Below are 18,205 nucleotides of genomic sequence, written 5' to 3'. Positions count from 1 at the left end.
TGATTAAAACTCTCATATTTTTTTTAATTTGCACAGAAAGCTATTGATTGATTGTGTGTATGTAAAAAAATCTAAAGTACAAAAAATCATCTAATGAGCATTATATGTCATTGAAAACTATACATTTCGGGGATATAATATAGTCAGTAAAGAGAAAAGAGTGAGGAATATGCCACTCACAGAAGGATATTGAATTGGAGGAATACCTATGAAAAATGTTATGCTCAGGAGGAGAACGGTTTCCGCAGTAACTGCGGCGGTAATGTCCTTGTCGGCAACTTTTGGCGCAGCTATGCCGACGATGTCCGTATTTACTCCGGGGAATGTCTTCACAGCCTTTGCAGCGGAGAGCAGTGTGAAAATACTGAGCTCGGCAGGCTTCGGCGAGGGTATGTATGCTGCATGGACGTCTGTATCAGGAGCGGAAGGATACAATGTCTATGTGGACGGTTCAAGGATAGACTCTATGCTTGTACGTCAGTACAGCGGTTATATGAGAGCCGACGCTCTCGGTCTGAAAGAAGGCGGCCATACCATGAGGATAGTTCCTGTCATCGGCGGCAGGGAGGATTCTTCAAAGGCGGCGGAAACAAAGGCGGCTGCCTATGCCCATGACAGAAGCGGCTTCGGCTTTGTGAACGGCAGTTCAAGCGGCGCGTACAACAGCGACGGTACACTGAAAAGAAATGCTGTTGTTGTATACGTTACAAACTCCAATAAAGACAGTGTTACAGCTGAGATCGATTCCACAGGAAAGGGAGCTTCTGCGGTAACGGGCGTTCAGAATATCATAACCGCATACAAGAAGGGGAAGGATACAAGGCCGCTGAATATACGCTTTATAGGCAATATCACCGATCCTGCGGTACTGCTGAAGGGTGACCTGATGGTGGATACCGTTAAGGCAGGCTGTACCATTGAGGGTGTGGGAAACGATACTGTGCTCAACGGCTTTGGTCTGGTCATAAAGAACTGCTCAAATGTGGAGGTAAGAAATCTCGGCTTTATGAACTGCGATAGCAGTGAGGGCGACAACTGCGGTCTGCAGCAGAATAACGATCATATCTGGGTTCATAACTGCGACTTTTTCTATGGTGACGCAGGTTCCGATGCCGATCAGGTCAAGGGCGACGGCGCACTTGATACAAAGACTTCAACCTATATCACTCACTCTTACAATCATTTCTGGGATAATGGAAAATGCAACCTACAGGGCATGAAATCGGAATCCGCAGAGAATTATATCACCTACCATCACAACTGGTATGATCACTCGGATTCCCGCCATCCCAGAATAAGGACCTGTTCCGTTCACTGCTACAATAACTATTTTGACGGCAATGCAAAATACGGCGTAGGAGTTACCATGGGAGCTTCATGCTTTGTGGAGAACAATTTCTTCCGCAACTGCAAGTACCCCATGCTGATCTCCATGCAGGGCTCGGACGATCTGGCGGGAGGCATATTCTCAGGTGAGGCAGGAGGAGTGATAAAGTCCTTCGGAAATATAATGACAGGTCAGAAGGCCTATACCTCATATCAGCAGAACAGTACCGATTTTGACGCTTACGAGGCCTCCTCAAGGACAGAAAAGGTAGGTACTTCCGTAAAGGCAAAATCAGGAGGTGCGGTCTACAATAATTTCGATACCTCTGGCATTATGTACAGCTATACCCCTGACAGGACAGAGGATGTTCCGGCTGTCGTTACTGCTAAGGCAGGACGTGTTGACGGCGGAGATTTCAAATGGCAGTTCAATAATGCTGTTGATGATGAGAGCTATGCGGTTAATCAGGCACTGAAAGCTGCAATAAGCTCATATAAAGGCTCTGTGACCGCTATAGGCAGCGGTTTCAGAGAGGATAATACAGCTGTACCTGTGATAACAACGACTGCTGTGAAGCCAGTTGTAACGGATATTACCACAACTACCACTGCTGCACAAATCTCCGCTGTTACGACAACGGCAACAGCTCCATATGTTCCTGTTTCGGGCAATTACGTGCATAACTTTACCGAAAACGGCACAAACAGCAGCTTTTACAGTATCTCGGGCAATCTTTCGGATGCTAAGGGGACTGTGGACTATGGCGGCAAGGTACTGACAAAATGTCTGAAGATAGAGTCGGCTACTGCCGTAAGCTTCAATGCTCCGTCAGGCGGCAGTCTTGTGCTGGTATTCGCGGAGCCTGCGGCTACAATAAAGATTGACGGCACAAAGTATACAGCATCGGGAAATGGTGTCATCACTGCAGAGCTTGCGACAGGGACACACAGCATATCTAAGGCGGATACGGCAAATCTGTTCTATATGGCATACTCGCCATCTTCGGGACAGGCTGATATCCCGTTCAACGGCAAGGCAGGCGATGTCAACGGCGACGGCGTGGTGGAGCTGGCAGACGCTATACTCATCATGCAGTCACTTGCAAATCCCGATAAATATAAAATAGCTCCCGAGCTTCGTACAAATGCGGACGTGGAGCAGAGAGGCAACGGTATCACGGGCTCTGATGCAGTAGCAATACAGAAGTTCCTTATCGGTTTGATAGAGTCTCTCCCTGAAGTTTAAGCCCATCTTACCCCCGGCAATTATAATGATAAAATGAAAGAAGGGACCTTACCATGGGTTCCTTCTTTCATAATTTAAGCAAGAGCTTAAATTATCACAATAATTTTACATATTGCACAAGCCGAGATTCTTGACATACAGCTTAAAAGAAGCTATAATAAAGTTGAAAGGTTATTGGCGAAAACCGAAAATAAGGAGGATACAGAACATGAAAAACAAACTTAAAAAGGCGCTGGCACTGGCGGCTGCGGGAGTTATGACAGCTGTACAGTTCGGTTCATCAGGTATGTTCACTATTGCGGCAGGTGAGGAGGCTGCCACTTCCTTCCCTTATGTCATCGAGGGCGAGAACATGAAGGGAGCAGACCTGTGGACAGCTATCTATCAGACAGAGATCCCGGGGTATTCGGGGGAGGGCTTCTATTATCTCACAGCTCAGCCCGCTTCATTTGAGGTGACTGTTCCCGAGGACGGTATGTATTCCATAGTTGTCAGCGGCGCTCAGATACTCAATAAGGAAGGCAGACAGCAGGCTGTAAAGATCAACGGCGTAAAGTATCTGACACAGGCTGCTTATTCAGATAAGTGGGTGGACTACGATTTCGGAATGGTCCGCATGAACAAGGGCGTCAATACTATCGAATTCATAAGTGAGTATGGATATATGGCTATAGATAAGGTTACAGTCGACAATGCAAAGTTCCCCGATCTCTCAAAGGCAAGCGGCACTACCGTTGACGCTGATGCTACTCCCGAGACTAAGGCGCTCATGGCTTATCTCAAGAGCGTTTACGGAAAGAATATCCTTTCGGGACAGCAGGAGATCTACGGCGGTGGTCACAGTATACAGACCACTATCCGCTATGACGCGAACTCAAATAAGTGCGTGGATTCCGACGGCGTTGAGTACGCTATAGACGAGGATAGCTGGGACAAGACAGAGCAGGGAGAAAAGTTCCCGTGGCACTGTCAGGGCGCTGACGGACAGGTCTATACATACAGCACCCAGAACCGCAACTACACCTACAACGACTATGACTATGAGGTAAGATACATCAAGGAGCTCACAGGGGAGGAGCCTGCTATCCGCGGCTTTGATTTCGGAAGCTACTGTCCCTGCTATGCCTGGGACGATGGCGTTGCACAGCGTATGATCGACTGGGCTAAAAAGAAAAACGGTATATGCACTGCTTCATGGCACGTTAACGTTCCTACGAGAAAGGCTGACTATACCCTCGGAGAGCCCCTTGACTTTTCACTTACCACCTACACGGAAAAGACTGATTTTGTCACTGCAAACTGTATGAAAAAGGGCACTATGGAGTATGATTACTTCCAGCTCTGCATGAAGAATCTCGCTGCTGAGCTGAAGAAGCTGCAGGACGAAGGAGTTCCTGTTATATTCCGTCCCTTCCATGAGGCTGAGGGCAATCCCAGCCGTACAGATGATCCTATTGACGGTTCGGGAGCATGGTTCTGGTGGTCAAAGGAAGGCGCGGTGGTTTACAATCAGCTCTGGACATTCCTTCAGGACACTCTTACAAATGAGTACGGACTCCATAACCTCATATGGGAGCAGAACCTCTATGCCTGGTCCGATAACTCTGCAAAGTGGTATTCAGGCGACGATAAGGTGGATATTGTCGGATTCGATAAGTATAACTGCCAGTACAACCGCCATGACGGCAAGCAGCAGGGCGTTCCCAACGAGGACGCCGAGGCAGGTATATTCTATACTCTGAATAAATTCGTCAAGGGTAATAAAATGGTATCAATGCCTGAAAATGACTCATGCCCGAGCCTTAACAATATGCAGGTAGAACACGCTTACTGGCTGTATTTCTGCCCATGGTACGATTCTGAGCAGGCTCACTTCCTATGCAGCAAGGAGTATCAGGATCCCGAGACCTTCACAGAGCTCTACAAAAGCGATTTCTGCATAACTCTTTCGGAGCTGCCGAAGGATCTCTACAAAGGGAGTTCCGAGCAGCCAAAAACAACAACTTCAACAACAACAACAACTACTACTACCACAACAACCACTGTCACAACTACTTCTTCAACAAGTGTGTCAGATGCGGGAGATATTGTCTACGGCGATACAAACTGTGACGGAAAGGTCGATCTTGCCGATGCAATACTGATAATGCAGTCTCTTGCAAATCCCAATAAGTACGGCGTAGGCGGTTCTGCTGAGAAGCATCTTACAGAAAAGGGAAGAGCAAACGGCGATGTGGACAAGTCTACAAAGGGACTCACAGGCGATGATGCAGTGCTTATCCAGGAGTATCTGCTCAAGAAGATCGCAACTCTTGATCCGAATGAAAGATAATGCTTTTTTAATAAAGACTGCTTCTCTGGCAGGAAAAAGAACAGGCAGATACTTCACATAATGAGGTATCTGCCTGTTTTTATGCTTTTCAAGCATCATTTGCTCTGAGACTTGTGTTGGTGCAGAGGTCGGTTATAACCTTTACGCATTCTGCTGCAAAGCCTTTAATATGAGTGTACGGCTTCTGCGGACGGGCGTTTTTTACGATATAGCTTGACAATACCTGAAAAATAGGTATAATAATTAAGAAGTATCATTTCAGGTATAGTTAAAGATGACGGTGCTGATAATAACATGAGCTGTATGTGTAAATATATTCGTACAGCAGAACATCTCACACGGTCGGAGCCGTTAAAAGGCTGAGCATGGTCTATTATGTCTCAGGTCCTGTCTTTATGCCGAGATATTCTTTGAAAAGCGCGTAAATATCTGGATAATTGTGCTTTGTACGCAGTGGCTTGAGATCGTTATCGGTAAAGCAGTGAGAGGAGCTGCCTTCAACGCAGAGCTCGCCTGTTTTTCTGCTGTAGATCTTGTAAGAGAGTTTAAGTGTGGTGCCGTTGAAGCCTGTTATCTCAGGATAGACCGCAAAAGGTTCGTCAAAGGTGAGAGGACGCTTGTAGCTGCACTCCACAGAGAGAACGGGCATGAGTATCCCTCTTGCTTCGATATCCTCAAAGGGCATACCTGCCTGTGCGAGAAAATGGACTCTTGTTTCTTCAAATATGCGTATATAGTTTGAATGATGCATTATGCTCATCTTGTCGGTTTCGTAATAAAAAACTTTTCTTTCATATGGTGCGATCTTATTCAAAATGATCTTCCTTTCCTTATTTTTGTATGATATAATTAACTGTATATAACAAGCTTTTAATCAGGGAGGCGGCTATGAAAATCAAAAAGCTTATCAGCAGTATACTCAGCACGAATGCGGCATTTGTTGTATTGCTTCTTCTTCAGATAGCCTTTATCATGCTGGCGGTAATGAGTCTGGGAGAGAGGTTCATATTCGTTTATATAGCTCTTATCGCTCTGGATATTATACTTGCCATATATATAACCAATAAGAACGATCCCGTCTCGTACCGTGTTTCGTGGATAATTATTATCAGTATCTTTCCTCTTCTCGGAGGCGTCTCCTATCTGTTCATAAAGGTCTCTCAGCAGTTCCCGAAGTCTCTTGATATGCGCAATCAGAAGCAGTCAAGAGAGCTTCTTGTGCAGGAAGACGGCATAATGGAGGAGCTTAGCAACAGCTCTCCCGACTCTGTTAATCTTGCCCGTTATGTGGCTGCCCACGGTCTTTATCCCGTATACAGTAATACTTATACGGAGTATTTCAGGCTGGGTGAAGCTCAGTTTGAAAAGCTCATAGAGGAGCTTGAGACTGCAAAGCATTTCATTTTCCTTGAGTTTTTCATCATATCCAAGGGTTATATGTTCGATGTCGTGTCTGAGCTGCTTATACGCAAGGCAGGGGAGGGCATTGATGTCAGACTTATGTATGACGGCATAGGCACGGGTATGCTCAATTCCGTCAAGCCCTTCCGAAAGCTTCAGGAGGGCGGAGTAAAATGCAAGGTGTTCAATCCCTTTCGTCCCATGATCTCTTCCGTGCAGAACAACCGCGACCACCGAAAGATAGTTGTCATAGACGGACATACTGCCTTCAACGGCGGAACAAATCTTGCAGATGAGTATATCAACCGTAAGGAGCGCTTCGGACACTGGAAGGATACTGCGATCATGGTCAAGGGGCCGGCTGTATGGAATTATACGGTCATGTTCCTTCAGCTATGGGAAAAGGCCGACAGCAGTGAAATGCTGAAGTATAAGCGTGATGACATACCTTTTTCGGCATTTATGACCAGCGACGGTTTTATACAGCCGTTCTCCGATTCCCCGCTGGATCAGGAGCCCGTGGGAAAGAGGATATACCTTGAACTCATAAACAATGCGCGCAGGACGGTACGCATAACAACTCCATATCTTATAATTGATGAGGAGATGATAAACGCACTGGGATTTGCTGCTAAAAAGGGCGTGGATGTAAGTATAATCACGCCGCATATCCCCGATAAGTGGTATGTTCATGCCATAGCATGGAACAATTACGCTACACTTACGGAAATGGGTGTAAAGATATACGAATACACTCCCGGATTTATCCATGCAAAGACCTGTGTCGCTGACGGCAGGACAGCTGTTATAGGTACGATAAACTTTGATTACAGAAGCTTTTATCTGCATTTTGAGTGCGGTTCGATTCTTTATGAATGTTCTGTGATAAAAGATATAGTACGTGATTTTGAAAGGACAGCAGAGGTCTCACATCTTGTTACCGCAGAGGACTGTGAAAAGCGTCCTGTGTTCAAAAAAATAGCAGGAGCAATACTGAATATGTTTGCTCCGCTGCTTTAATCTGTCAGTTCATCGGCAAGTATACTGTACACGCATACATCAACGATGCCCATATTATTACGGTCGGCGCGTCTCAGAGTGCCCTCGTATGACATACCGCATTTTTCCATTACACGGCCCGAAGCTTTATTGCGAAGGTCGTGTTTTGCTTCTATGCGCCCTGCGCCGACCTTTCTGATGAAGAATCGGATCACTTCGGAGAGCGCTTCTGTGGTATAGCCTGAGTTTTGAAATTTTGCGCCTATGCAGTAGCCGACCTCTATGGTATCGGAGGAGTTGTCAACTCTTGCTGCGGAAATAGTTCCTATTGCTTCGCCGACAGACTTTGGAATGATCACCCAGTGATACCACTCCTTGTCGCTGTACTTTTTTATCCAGAACTCAGCAAGGCTGCGCATTTCGGATATATCGCGGTGATGCTTCCAGCGCAGGAACCTTGTTACCTCGGGATCGCCTGTCCAGTTGCGGAAAGCGGCTTCGGTATCGGTATATTCAAAGCGCCTCAGAATGAGGCGCTTTGTTTCAAGTTCAACAGTTCCGAGATGTATCATATGCTGTTTCCTGTTCAGTCATGGCGCAGATAATGAGAGGTTCTCTTGCGCTTTTTCTTTTCGTACATAAGCTCGTCGGCCTGTGTTATCAGGTTGAAAAGAGTCTTTTCACGGTCAACTTCAGTTACTATGGTACCTATACTTGCTTCAATGGTATAGGGCTTTTTTATAATACTGTTTATATTGCTGAGCTTGATGGAGAATTCATTCTCAATAGTGGAAATATCCTCTTCGCAGGCGTCCGAGCCGATTATGATGAACTCATCTCCGCCGAAGCGGGCACAGATCTTGTTTTCGCGGCAGCATTCGTTTATGACGCTTGCAAGGCGCTGAAGTGAAAAATCGCCTTCCTTATGGCCGTAATTGTCGTTTATGTTCTTAAGGCCGTCCATATCTATGAAAGAGATCAGCAGCTTCTGCTGTCTCTCCTGACAGCTCCTGAACAGCTCATCGGCAGCTCTGATAAAACCATTTCGGTTATAGATACCGCAGAGCGGATCAATGACATACAATCTGTTCAGCTCGACTATCATGCTGTTGAGATGTAGCAGCTTGCTTATATTCTCGATGGAGTTGCTGATATTGAGTATAAGTGTATGACAGAGCAGGCTCTTTGTCGGGAATTTTGTATTGGTGAATATATAATATCCGAGGCAGCGCTCACGGAAGTGAAGGGGCAGAAAATAGCTTATATTTCCGCCGCCGCTCAGTGGAGCAGGCTGCATATCGGCACTGCTGAAGGTCTTCACGGGAGTGTTGAGCCCTTTTTCCAGTATCAGCGGAGCAGACATTTTCTCGGTATATCCGTGTGTCTGGAAGGTCTCTTCGGATATGCCCGACTCTGCGCCCGTGAATATCTTGTTCCAGTTATGGCAGAGGCATATGGCGAATCTGTCACATTTTATCTCATTTATGAATTTTGCAATTGTGCGGATATTTGAATCTGAGGTCTCGTTTTCCGCAAGCTCCGTGGTTATGCGGTTTATGAGAGAAATATCGGTCTTGCATATATTAACGGTCTTATACATATCAGACCTGTATTTATTGATGTCTATTATCTCCTCGGCAGCACAGCCGCAGCTCTCTGAAAAAACAGGCACTGCATCGAATACGGTGTTTTTTTCGGGCTTATTACCATTTATAAGGTCAATGAGTACCTCACAGGCCTTATACCCAGCATCTTCGAGAGGACGTGAAATAGTAGTCAGAGAAGGGAAATGATGTCTTGCGTTGTAGGTATTGTCAAAGCCTGTTACTATAATATCATCAGGCACCTTGTAGCCGAAGCTGCTGAGCTTTTCAACAGCTGCAAGTGCCATTGCGTCATTTGCGCATATTATCGCATCAGGACGTTCCTTTCCCGATGATATGAATTCCTCCACAGCATTGGAGCCGTCTATGGCTCTGAATTCACCGAAATATATCCTGTCGGGATCAACGGTAACGGAATGTTCTGTCATGACCTCGAGGAATGCATTATATCTGTCGGCAGCCTCCGGATTAACGAGAGGTCCGGATATGTAGTTGATGACCTTGGAGCTGTGTACTGTAATGATATGATCCACAAGCTTTTTCATGGCATTGAAATTATCAATGCTTATATTATAGAATTCGGGGCACTCGCCGAAGTCGAGAACTGTTACGGGAAGTCCCGAGTTTTTTGTCTTATTTATGATCTTTTCTTTCTCCACGGGATCGCTTATGGTATTGGACATAAGGATAACGCCGTCAAATTTATCGTAGTTTATAAGCGAGTAGATATTGTATTCACCTATATCATATTTCCTGCTTGAGAGAACTCCGCCGAATGCGCAGAAACATGAGACATTTACCATATGCTTTTTTGCACAGCTGGTTATTCCGTCGATAATACTGTTCTGGTATTCTTCATCTATTCCCGCAACGATAACGGCGATCTCATATATTCTGTCCATGGTCATCCCCCCTTAAAGTAGTTTGCATATCAAAGCTGTGTCAGTTGATTTTATTATTATAACATAAATTAATAAAAATAGCAACAGCTCAGAAAAAAAACTGTACCTGAAAATAGAAAGGACAGCCTGAGAAATGGCTGTCCTTTCCGAGGGATAAAATTGTCCTGTAATTATTTGATTTCTTCTACTCTTACATTGGAAATGTAAACAGTAGCTGTTGAACCTCTGTGACCGAGATTGAATTCCAGACGGCCGTTGTTGTCGTCTTTTTCCTTCATCTCAAAGTCGTAGGTGAATGTCTGTTTTTCGGGAGTTACCGTGAGCTTGGTATCCTGCAGATAGCGTATCCAGCCAGCCGAAGGAGCCGAAACGCATACTACTATATCGCGTTCCTCGTCGGCATAAGCATTAAAGGTTGCACGGTACTTCTTGCCCTTGATCATAGGAAGATCGGGCTGTACCAGCTGTACCGAGTAATCCTCGGTGCCCTCTGCCTCGGACTTTATTATTATCATATTGTCCTTTATCTCGGCAGAACCCTCGCCGCCGTTGAAGAGCAGGAACTTCCAGTTTACATCATCGGTGAGATCCTCTGCTTCGGAGAAATCGCCGTTGAAGATGAAGTTGCCGTCCTCAAGAGCCTGACGGTAGACCTTTTCGGGCTTCTTTACATTGGTATCGTATTCCGGCTTCTGATATACTCTTACGTAGTCTATTTCAAACTCAGCCTTGTCAAAATCTGTGGTAGCGTCGGGATTTCCCGGCCATGTGCCGCCGACAGCAAGGTTCATCTGAACGAAGAAGGGCTGATTGAAGGGAGCAGGGTAGGGCTTTTCATCTCCGCCCTTTTCAGCTGTGAACCAGTCATTGGCGGAGTGGTAGAGCTCGCCGTCGATGTACCAGCGTATCTCACCGGGTTCCCATTCCACCGAATACTCATGGAAGCTGTCTGCATAGGAGCCGCTTGTAAGGCCGTATGTGCCCTGTACCTCGCCATGGGGCTCACCGAAGTGTATAGTGCCGTAGGCTGTGCGGACGTCATTGCCGAGGACTTCCATAATGTCTATCTCGCCGCACTTGGGCCACTGTCCGTAGAAGCTCTCATCCTTCGGCATCATCCATATAGCAGGCCAGAGTCCCTGTCCTTCGGGCACCTTGGCGCTGACTACGACCTTGCCGTAGGTGAAATCGGTCTTGTTCTGGCCTGTTACTTTGCCCGAGGTGTAGTAATCTTTGCCGTTCTTGTCGGACTTTATAGCCTTGATGACAAGTTTTCCGTCACGGAGGAAAACGTTATCGGTAGAAGTGGTATATTCCTGAAGTTCCTCGTTTGTCCAGCCGGGTTCATGGGGCTCATAATTCCACTTGCTCTCGTCGAGAGCGTCGCCGCTGAACTCGTCGTTCCACAGGAGAGAATAGCCGTCCAGTTCGGGAACATCGACGACCTCGGGAGCAGAGGTAGTAGTTTCCGGAGTTTTCTTGCTCTGTGTTTCGGAGTTATTGTTACCGCAGCTTGCAGTGCCGGCAAGCAATGCGATCGCAGCCATAAAAGATAATGCTTTGAATTTTTTCATGTTTATTCCTCCTTTGGTATGAGGTTTGTTCTCTTATGGCATTATTATAACTTTTCACAGTGAAAAATGATAGCAAAATCAGGCGAATTATAGTAAGCACATGACATAACAAAACACGCTCCTCAAGGAGCGTGTTTTCCTGTCAGTATCATATCCTTCAGCTCATCCGGAGCATATATCTCCTCATGGCAGCCATATCGAAAACGTCGATAACTCCGTCCTCGCAGAAGTCGCCGTTCATGGGTGCGGCAAGACTGTTTCTGCCGAGGAGGAATCCCTGCATGGCAACAAGGTCTGCTATGTTCAGTCTGCCGTCATTGTTTACATCACCCTTTACAGCCTGCGGAGGAGCCTCGGCGCCTGTTATCTCCGAGTCTGTAAGAGCGCATTTGTATATTTTAAGGTTGTCGATACTGCCCTTGAAGCAGGTATCGTCTTTGTAGTAGGAATTGCCGATGTAGCAGGTCGTGCCCGAGCCCATATCTGCTATCTGACCGTGAGTCTCGGTGGTCTCAGCAACGAATTTGCTGTCTATGTAAAGCTTTGTTGTGGCGCCATTGAATACAAGTGTATAGTTATGCCACTGAGTACCGTCGGCGTCACGCTCTATAACGGTCTCATCGCGCCATGAATCGGTAGTCGCCGCAAATCTGAACTTATCCTTTGCAACACGGAAGAATACATACTTCTCATCGTTTTTGCCTGCGGCAAAGGTGAAGAAATTGCCCTCTGACTCTGATTTTATATCCATACTTACGGTATAGTCGCGGCAGCCGTCCAGCATACCTGCGGGGAACTCGGCAAATGCACTGTCGCTGCCGTTAAGATAGAGCACTCTGCCCTTCTGATCGTCCTGCTTTACAGAGGCACCGCTGCTGAGAGCAAGGTTTCCCGTATCGCCCTCAAAGTCAATATCTATGTAAGGCTTTGGCTTTTCCGCAGAGCTTACGGGAGTGCCGAATATTTTCATCTCATATATCTGAGGATTGTACCAGTTGTTGTCGGGATTGTTCTGGAGAGTGGCCCCCTTTACGTTGAGCCTTACATATCTTGCCCTGCCCTTGAGCATATCGCTGTTGAAGCCGTAGGTCTTGCTTACGACCTCACTGTTTTTATTGGTATGGTCGAGGAACTGCGTCCAGTTGATCCCGTCGGTGCTTCCCTCGACGGTATAGGTGTAATAGCCTTCAGAGCCCTTGCAGATATACCATGAGGTCTGTATATTGGCAAGGTCGCAGACCTGTTCAAGATCGACATGCAAATAAAACGGCCATTTTTTGTAATCTCCTATGGCATTGAAGGAGGACTGGTATGAACCGTCGATAGCCTTGGCAGGGGAGTTGCCGCCCTTTGCAGCCAGTGAGGATGAGGCGGGCTTATCCTGCGACAGGAGCTCGCCCTGCTGGACAGGGAAGAGATCTCCCGTAGAGGTATTGTACTTGAAGTACGGGCAATAGTTATAGAATGCGAAGCCCTTGTCAAAGTAAAGAGGGCACAGAGTTGTGCCGCTGGTCTCCGAGGCTCTCAGCCAGCGATAGGCGTGCATGAGATAGTTCTTGTCCTGCATATTGACGATCCAGCCCGACTGTGAGGAGAATGTGGAGGTATTGCCTATACTGCGAAGGTCGCTCCACTTGCCTGCAATATCCGTCGTAACGCTGTATGCACCGCTGCTGGGGTACCAGCCTGCAGCCTGTGAGGTGAAAAGAAAGTAATATCCGTCCTTCTTTATGAGGTTCGGGAACTCTCTGTACTGATCCTCAAAGAGAGTCTTGACCACCTTTGTGACGTCGCTGTAATCGCTGTTCATCTGGAAAATGTACATCGTAGCATTAGCGCCCTGACCCTCCTTATTGGCAGCCGCTATGAGATAGCCCGTACCGTCGTCGTCAAAGAATATGGCCATATCGCGCACCTGTATGCCAAGTGGGTTATACACATGGTGTACCGTGAACTGTCCTCCCGGAGTGCCTGTGATAACGAGGGCCTTTCCGTCACTGTAGCCGCTGGGCTTTTCCCAGTGCGCCCAGACAACGACCTTGTTCTTTGCTGGGATGTAGTCTATATGTACAGACTCTATCTTACAGCTTGCAAGGGCGGAGTTCTGTGAGCTGTCAGCAACATTTTTCTCATTTGAAAAGAATTTGCCGTCTCTTGAAGTAGTCTCCGCAAGGTAAATATCGTCCTTGCCTGCGTGTTTTTTCAGTGAGTAGCTGTAATAGGTATCTCCCACTTTGTAGCCGCCTGTTTCGTATACAAGGCTGCTGCCTTTCTGGTTATCGTAGGTGCTCAGTCCCGAGGGCAGAGTACAGGGCGTAAGCTCCTTTACCGATGAGAAGCTCTCGCCGTTTTTGTCTCTGACCTTCAGCTGATAGTAGTATGTCTGACCTAATGACATATCGTTGTCCTGCCATGAAGTGCCTGTTCCCTCGTATACGGGAAGGAAGCCGCTGTCTTTATCGTTTGAGCGGTACAGCACATAGCTCTGTGCGGAGAGTGTGGTAGCCCACTGGAGCTCTGCATGATCTGCTCTGCCGCTGTCCGAAACAGTGTAGAGATTACCCACGAGACCTATTTCAGCGGACACAGCTGCGGAAGCCTCCATGCCTGCTGCCGAAACTTCCCCTGACGAGAGAGGAGCAGCCGAAAGCATCAGTGCGGCGGCTGCAACAGCTGAAAGTATTTTTGAACTTAACTTCATTATGATCCTCCTTTATAATTAAATAACGATGCTGTTACCCTAATTATAGCATATTGGCATAAAAATAGCAATAAAAAAAGGACTGCCGTTTTACAGAGGCAGTTCCTTGATGTGCATATTTTTTTACAGCTTGTCCGCGAATTTTCTTATCTCCGCAGCAATTAATTCAGGTTCTTCCACATGGATATAATGACCGCAGTCCAATACCTCGGTCTCTGCACGGCCATTGGTATATTTTTGTGGAAGGAGCAGGTATTTCTCGGGATCACTCGGGAATACCTCAGCTGCCATTTTTTGTGATACGAAAAAAAGCATTGGAACAGAAGGCGGATCGTTTTTCAGCAGTGTATCCATATTCCTCTTGCACCATTCTGCTTCGTGGAGCATGGTCTTTGAGCCTCGTTTCGCGTATAATATGGCCAGGTACTGCTCCTTTTCGCTTTCTGTGAGATAAGGGGAGTTAAAGGCGTAATCCCAGCTGTCCTTTGGTGTGATGCGTGTGAGGCCGGAGTTTACCCAAAAGGCTGCCAGCTTGTCCGCGAAGATAGAATCTCCTGATTCTTCGTGGTAGCCCGGGATAGCAACATCGATAGCCGTTATCCCCTCGACTTCATCTGGGTACTTCTGAGCCCAGTATACAGCCTCAATACCGGAAGCTGAATGAGGACAGAGAATGTAGGGGCCTTCTATACCTGCCTTGCTGAGGGCTTCGCGGGTGTTTCCAAGAATAGTATCCACATCTCTGGGAAGTGTCGTTTCATCGCTGAAGCCGTAGCCGAACTTTTCGACAACAGCTATGCGGAAATCTCCCGAGAGCTTATCATAAAGAGGCTTGAAGTCAAGAATAGGTGAGGGAGTGCCATAGCCTGACATGAACACGATGGTATGGTCGCCGCTGCCCTCGGAATAAACGCACATTTGCCCGCCGTCAACCTCGACCATTTTGCCGAGAGGCTGTGATATGAGCTCCTTTTCCTTCCCGAGCATGATCCTGTGATATATGAAAAGTCCCAGCATGAAAAGCAGGATAAGACATATCAGCGCAAGGAGGCTTTTGCCTATGAATTTCAAACCTTTTTTCATATGTATCTATCTCTCCGAACGTGATTATTTTATGACCGCAAATGCCTGCTTTAAAGTCGCCGCGGATATTATCTCGATGTCGTATTCCTTCGGATCCACAGACGACATTGACTGCTTTGGCACTATGCACTTTGTGAAGCCCATGCGTTCAGCTTCGCGTATGCGCTGGACTATATGGGATACAGAACGTATTTCGCCGCCGAGACCGATCTCACCAAAGGCGATCAGACCTTCGTCTATCTGCTTGTCCATAACTCCCGAGAAAAGAGCCATAGCCACAGGAAGGTCGCCTGCCGGCTCGTCGAGACTGAAGCCGCCGACAATATTCAGGTATACATCGAGAGTTCCCATATATATGCCGAGTCTTTTTTCAAGAACGGCAATAAGTATGCTCAGCCTGTTGAAATCGAAGCCCGTAGCCATACGCCTTGGAGCCGAATAGCTGGTCTTTGCGGCAAGAGCCTGTACTTCGGCGAGTATAGGTCTGCTGCCCTCCATAACGCAGGCAACGCAGGTACCCGAAACATTATGAGGACGTCCTTCCAGAAGCATCTGCGAAGGATTTGTCACCTCACGGAGCCCCTTGTCCAGCATTTCAAATACTCCTATCTCGTTTGTAGAGCCGAAACGGTTCTTTACAGCGCGGAGTATACGATAGCTCTGGTGTCTTTCACCCTCAAAGTAGAGTACGGCGTCCACGATATGCTCCATGACCTTCGGACCAGCGATAGCGCCGTCCTTGTTGACATGGCCCACGATAATAATGGGAATCTCCTGATTTTTTGCGGTATGCATGAAAAGATTGGTACATTCTCTCACCTGGGTGAGACTTCCGGGACTGGAGGTTATCCTGCCTATGCTCATAGTCTGTATGGAGTCTATGATAGTAATGTCGGGAGCGCTTGAAGCAATGGTCTGAGCCACAGCCTCTGCGTCGGTGGCGGTGAGGATATAGAGGTTTTCCGTATCAACGCCCAGACGCTGAGCGCGGAGCTTTATCTGTCTTGCAGACTCCTCTCCCGAAACGTACAGAACAGAGTGATCCTCGCCGAGGAACTGACATATCTGTAAAAGCAGGGTACTTTTTCCTATACCCGGTTCTCCTCCGAGAAGAACAAGAGAGCCCTTGACGAGGCCTCCGCCCAGGACTCTGTTGAGTTCACCTATACCTGTATCGTAGCGTATATCGGTATCTGCGCCGATGTCCCCGAGTTCAAGGATACTTTCCGACAGATCGGGAGCTGCTCCCGAAGCAGCCGAGCTCCTCATAGCAGAGGAAGCAGGCTCGGCAATATCCTCCTCGAAGCTGTTCCATGCTCCGCAGGAAGGGCATTTGCCGTTCCACTTGGAGCTCTCGTAGCCGCACTGATTACAGGTGTAAATATATTTTGATTTAGCCATTTTTCATTCTCAAGTGAAAGCCTTTTCGATATTTTCGGCTGTAAGGTCGTATTTTCTTCCGCAGCGCATGGTGCTTTCTGATGGTGTGAAGCCGTTTATATCAGCTCCTGCCAGAGACCAGCACTGGATTGTGCCGAAGAAATCAGCAGCATAGAATATCTTTGCCTTGACATCGAAGCATATGCCGCCGCTGGCATCGGGTGAAGTGGAAAGCTCCTTGACTCCGTCGCTGTCAAGGTAGAGTATCTTGATCTCGGAATCATTGAGCATACCTGTTGATATAACCACCTCGGGAAGTCCGCTGAGATCAAGGTCAACTATCTCAAATGCAGCGTCCTTAAGCTCGGAAGCATTCATTACAGAGGCGGTATAGTCCTTGTAAAGCTTTTTCTGATCGTCGGTAAGTACCTGGCTCCAGCTCTCGCTGTAATGGAGCGCGTAATCTATAGCTTCATCTCCAAGGGAGAACTTTCTGCCCACCTTTATGGTGAAGGCCTCCTGATAGGGGAAGAGGGCTTCCTGATACCTTGTGAGGGAAACGTTCTCGTTATTGATCTCGTAGCGGATATGTGCGCCCGCAGAAGCACTGTCGGAATTATTGTAGAAGCTTATATCCGTGTTGAAGCTTCCCTCCTGATAGGTCTGATATTCGCCCATTACAAAGCCTTCGCCATTGTAGGAGAAGCCGATAGCATTGAGGGAGGGGATATAATCAAACGAACCGAAGGAACCCGACGTAGCGATGAGATCCGCTCTGCTGCCGATAAATCTGTATATCTCACACTGTGCCGAAACTTCGTCGGAGGGGGAGATTATAAGCTCGGGTACACCGTCGCCCGTAAGGTCGAGTATCTCGAACATGGCTTTATCCGTATATCTGTCGGAGTTCCTGAATGCGCTGAGTGTAGCGGAATAGGGCTCCTGCCAGTCATAAACGATCTCCGTGGGCTGTGATCTTACAGCAAGTGGATCTATCTCTGTGCTGGTGACCTTTTTTGTATTGCTGCAGCCTGCTGAGGCTGAAATGAAAGAAGCTGCTGCTGCAGCTGCTAATATTCTGCTGAATTTCAATGTTGCTGCCTCCTAAATATATATATGATCATTGTACCACTTTTGACGATCTGTGTCAATAAATATATTATTTCCGTATGTAAAAAATAATTGAGAAAAACTAAGGTTTTTCGTTGAAAAAGGGAGGCCTTTATATCATGTTTCCGGACTGATGAAGCTGCCGTGACTGATCTGCAACTTCAGCTCCCAGAAATATTTTCTTTTGCTCTGCGGGAAATCGTTCAGCACGCCGTGCTCGGGATCATAGAAGGTTCCCTCGCAGTAAAGGGACCAGTGCCAGCAGCGGGGAGTTTCAAGGCTGAGCATACACAGGGGAGGGAGCTCCTCCTTTGAGTACGCCTGTACCCTCTGATCCGATACGTCCACTCCGTGTTCGCGGAAGCAGCGCTTCATCTCTTTAAGGTCTGTTTCGCGGTGGTTGTTCAGGTACCGGCATATATATTCGGGAGTCTTTCCAAGGACCATTGCAAGCACAGCCTGCCCGCACTGAAGGTCGGTGGGCTCATGGATATAATCAATCTTCATTTTATCACCTCGTTCTATATTTTACCACATAGGTGAAATA

At 47.2% G+C, this 18,205-nt stretch carries 12 protein-coding genes; 3 read left to right on the top strand and 9 right to left on the bottom strand.

Going from position 1 to position 18,205, the window contains the following annotated elements:
* Nucleotides 1–208 precede the first annotated feature (208 nt).
* Together RF007C_RS00230 and RF007C_RS00225 are read left to right on the top strand one after the other, a co-directional pair.
* Nucleotides 209–2,572 carry a dockerin type I domain-containing protein gene (locus RF007C_RS00230; RefSeq protein WP_051456441.1) on the top strand — a complete coding sequence of 788 codons (2,364 nt, stop codon included), beginning with the start codon at nucleotides 209–211 and terminating at the stop codon, nucleotides 2,570–2,572.
* A gap of 208 nt (nucleotides 2,573–2,780) precedes the next feature.
* The gene (locus RF007C_RS00225; RefSeq protein WP_037296369.1) at nucleotides 2,781–4,904 is read left to right on the top strand and encodes a glycosyl hydrolase; all 2,124 of its coding nucleotides are present in this window, start codon (nucleotides 2,781–2,783) and stop codon (nucleotides 4,902–4,904) included.
* A gap of 373 nt (nucleotides 4,905–5,277) precedes the next feature.
* Here RF007C_RS00225 and RF007C_RS00220 read toward each other — a convergent pair whose 3' ends face one another.
* Nucleotides 5,278–5,718, bottom strand: coding sequence for an acyl-CoA thioesterase (locus tag RF007C_RS00220; protein ID WP_037296365.1), 441 nt, complete (start codon nucleotides 5,716–5,718; stop codon nucleotides 5,278–5,280).
* 74 nt (nucleotides 5,719–5,792) lie between these two features.
* Here RF007C_RS00220 and cls point away from each other — a divergent pair, with 74 nt between their 5' ends.
* Nucleotides 5,793–7,325: a cardiolipin synthase gene (gene cls / locus RF007C_RS00215; RefSeq protein ID WP_037296363.1), complete on the top strand. Its 1,533-nt coding sequence runs from the start codon at nucleotides 5,793–5,795 to the stop codon at nucleotides 7,323–7,325.
* Here cls and RF007C_RS00210 read toward each other — a convergent pair.
* From RF007C_RS00210 to RF007C_RS00175, 8 genes are all read right to left on the bottom strand, one after another.
* Nucleotides 7,322–7,876 carry a GNAT family N-acetyltransferase gene (locus RF007C_RS00210; RefSeq protein WP_019678329.1) on the bottom strand — a complete coding sequence of 185 codons (555 nt, stop codon included), beginning with the start codon at nucleotides 7,874–7,876 and terminating at the stop codon, nucleotides 7,322–7,324. The genes cls and RF007C_RS00210 overlap by 4 nt on opposite strands.
* A gap of 14 nt (nucleotides 7,877–7,890) precedes the next feature.
* On the bottom strand, nucleotides 7,891–9,810 hold the full coding sequence (locus tag RF007C_RS00205; protein ID WP_037296361.1) for a substrate-binding and GGDEF domain-containing protein: 1,920 nt from the start codon (nucleotides 9,808–9,810) through the stop codon (nucleotides 7,891–7,893).
* 170 nt (nucleotides 9,811–9,980) lie between these two features.
* Nucleotides 9,981–11,384, bottom strand: a complete 1,404-nt coding sequence (locus RF007C_RS00200) for a family 16 glycosylhydrolase (RefSeq protein ID WP_037296359.1) — start codon at nucleotides 11,382–11,384, stop codon at nucleotides 9,981–9,983.
* A gap of 157 nt (nucleotides 11,385–11,541) precedes the next feature.
* Nucleotides 11,542–14,085: a LamG-like jellyroll fold domain-containing protein gene (locus tag RF007C_RS00195; RefSeq protein WP_037296357.1), complete on the bottom strand. Its 2,544-nt coding sequence runs from the start codon at nucleotides 14,083–14,085 to the stop codon at nucleotides 11,542–11,544.
* Between the two features lie 123 nt (nucleotides 14,086–14,208).
* Entirely contained in the window at nucleotides 14,209–15,168 is a 960-nt protein-coding gene (locus RF007C_RS00190) for an alpha/beta fold hydrolase (RefSeq protein ID WP_037296355.1), read from the bottom strand.
* Between the two features lie 24 nt (nucleotides 15,169–15,192).
* Nucleotides 15,193–16,569 (bottom strand): DNA repair protein RadA, encoded by a 1,377-nt coding sequence (radA, locus tag RF007C_RS00185; protein WP_037296353.1) that lies wholly within the window; start codon nucleotides 16,567–16,569, stop codon nucleotides 15,193–15,195.
* A 9-nt stretch (nucleotides 16,570–16,578) separates the two neighbouring features.
* On the bottom strand, nucleotides 16,579–17,640 hold the full coding sequence (locus tag RF007C_RS00180) for a hypothetical protein (RefSeq protein WP_037296351.1): 1,062 nt from the start codon (nucleotides 17,638–17,640) through the stop codon (nucleotides 16,579–16,581).
* 135 nt (nucleotides 17,641–17,775) lie between these two features.
* On the bottom strand, nucleotides 17,776–18,165 hold the full coding sequence (locus RF007C_RS00175; protein ID WP_051456440.1) for a hypothetical protein: 390 nt from the start codon (nucleotides 18,163–18,165) through the stop codon (nucleotides 17,776–17,778).
* Nucleotides 18,166–18,205: the final 40 nt, after the last annotated feature.

Source organism: Ruminococcus flavefaciens 007c (assembly GCF_000571935.1).
In the GTDB taxonomy this organism is placed as follows: Bacteria; Bacillota; Clostridia; order Oscillospirales; family Ruminococcaceae; genus Ruminococcus; species Ruminococcus flavefaciens_F.
Note: the sequence above shows the minus strand (reverse complement) of the source record. Positions and strands in the feature narration are given on the sequence as shown.

Coding starts and splice junctions, on each gene's coding strand:
- RF007C_RS00230 (WP_051456441.1), top strand. CDS start 209: ATGAAAAATGTTATGCTCAGGAGGAGAACGGTTTCCGCAGTAACTGCG.
- RF007C_RS00225 (WP_037296369.1), top strand. CDS start 2,781: ATGAAAAACAAACTTAAAAAGGCGCTGGCACTGGCGGCTGCGGGAGTT.
- cls (WP_037296363.1), top strand. CDS start 5,793: ATGAAAATCAAAAAGCTTATCAGCAGTATACTCAGCACGAATGCGGCA.
- RF007C_RS00210 (WP_019678329.1), bottom strand. CDS start 7,876: ATGATACATCTCGGAACTGTTGAACTTGAAACAAAGCGCCTCATTCTG.
- RF007C_RS00205 (WP_037296361.1), bottom strand. CDS start 9,810: ATGGACAGAATATATGAGATCGCCGTTATCGTTGCGGGAATAGATGAA.
- RF007C_RS00200 (WP_037296359.1), bottom strand. CDS start 11,384: ATGAAAAAATTCAAAGCATTATCTTTTATGGCTGCGATCGCATTGCTT.
- RF007C_RS00195 (WP_037296357.1), bottom strand. CDS start 14,085: ATGAAGTTAAGTTCAAAAATACTTTCAGCTGTTGCAGCCGCCGCACTG.
- RF007C_RS00190 (WP_037296355.1), bottom strand. CDS start 15,168: ATGAAAAAAGGTTTGAAATTCATAGGCAAAAGCCTCCTTGCGCTGATA.
- radA (WP_037296353.1), bottom strand. CDS start 16,569: ATGGCTAAATCAAAATATATTTACACCTGTAATCAGTGCGGCTACGAG.
- RF007C_RS00175 (WP_051456440.1), bottom strand. CDS start 18,165: ATGAAGATTGATTATATCCATGAGCCCACCGACCTTCAGTGCGGGCAG.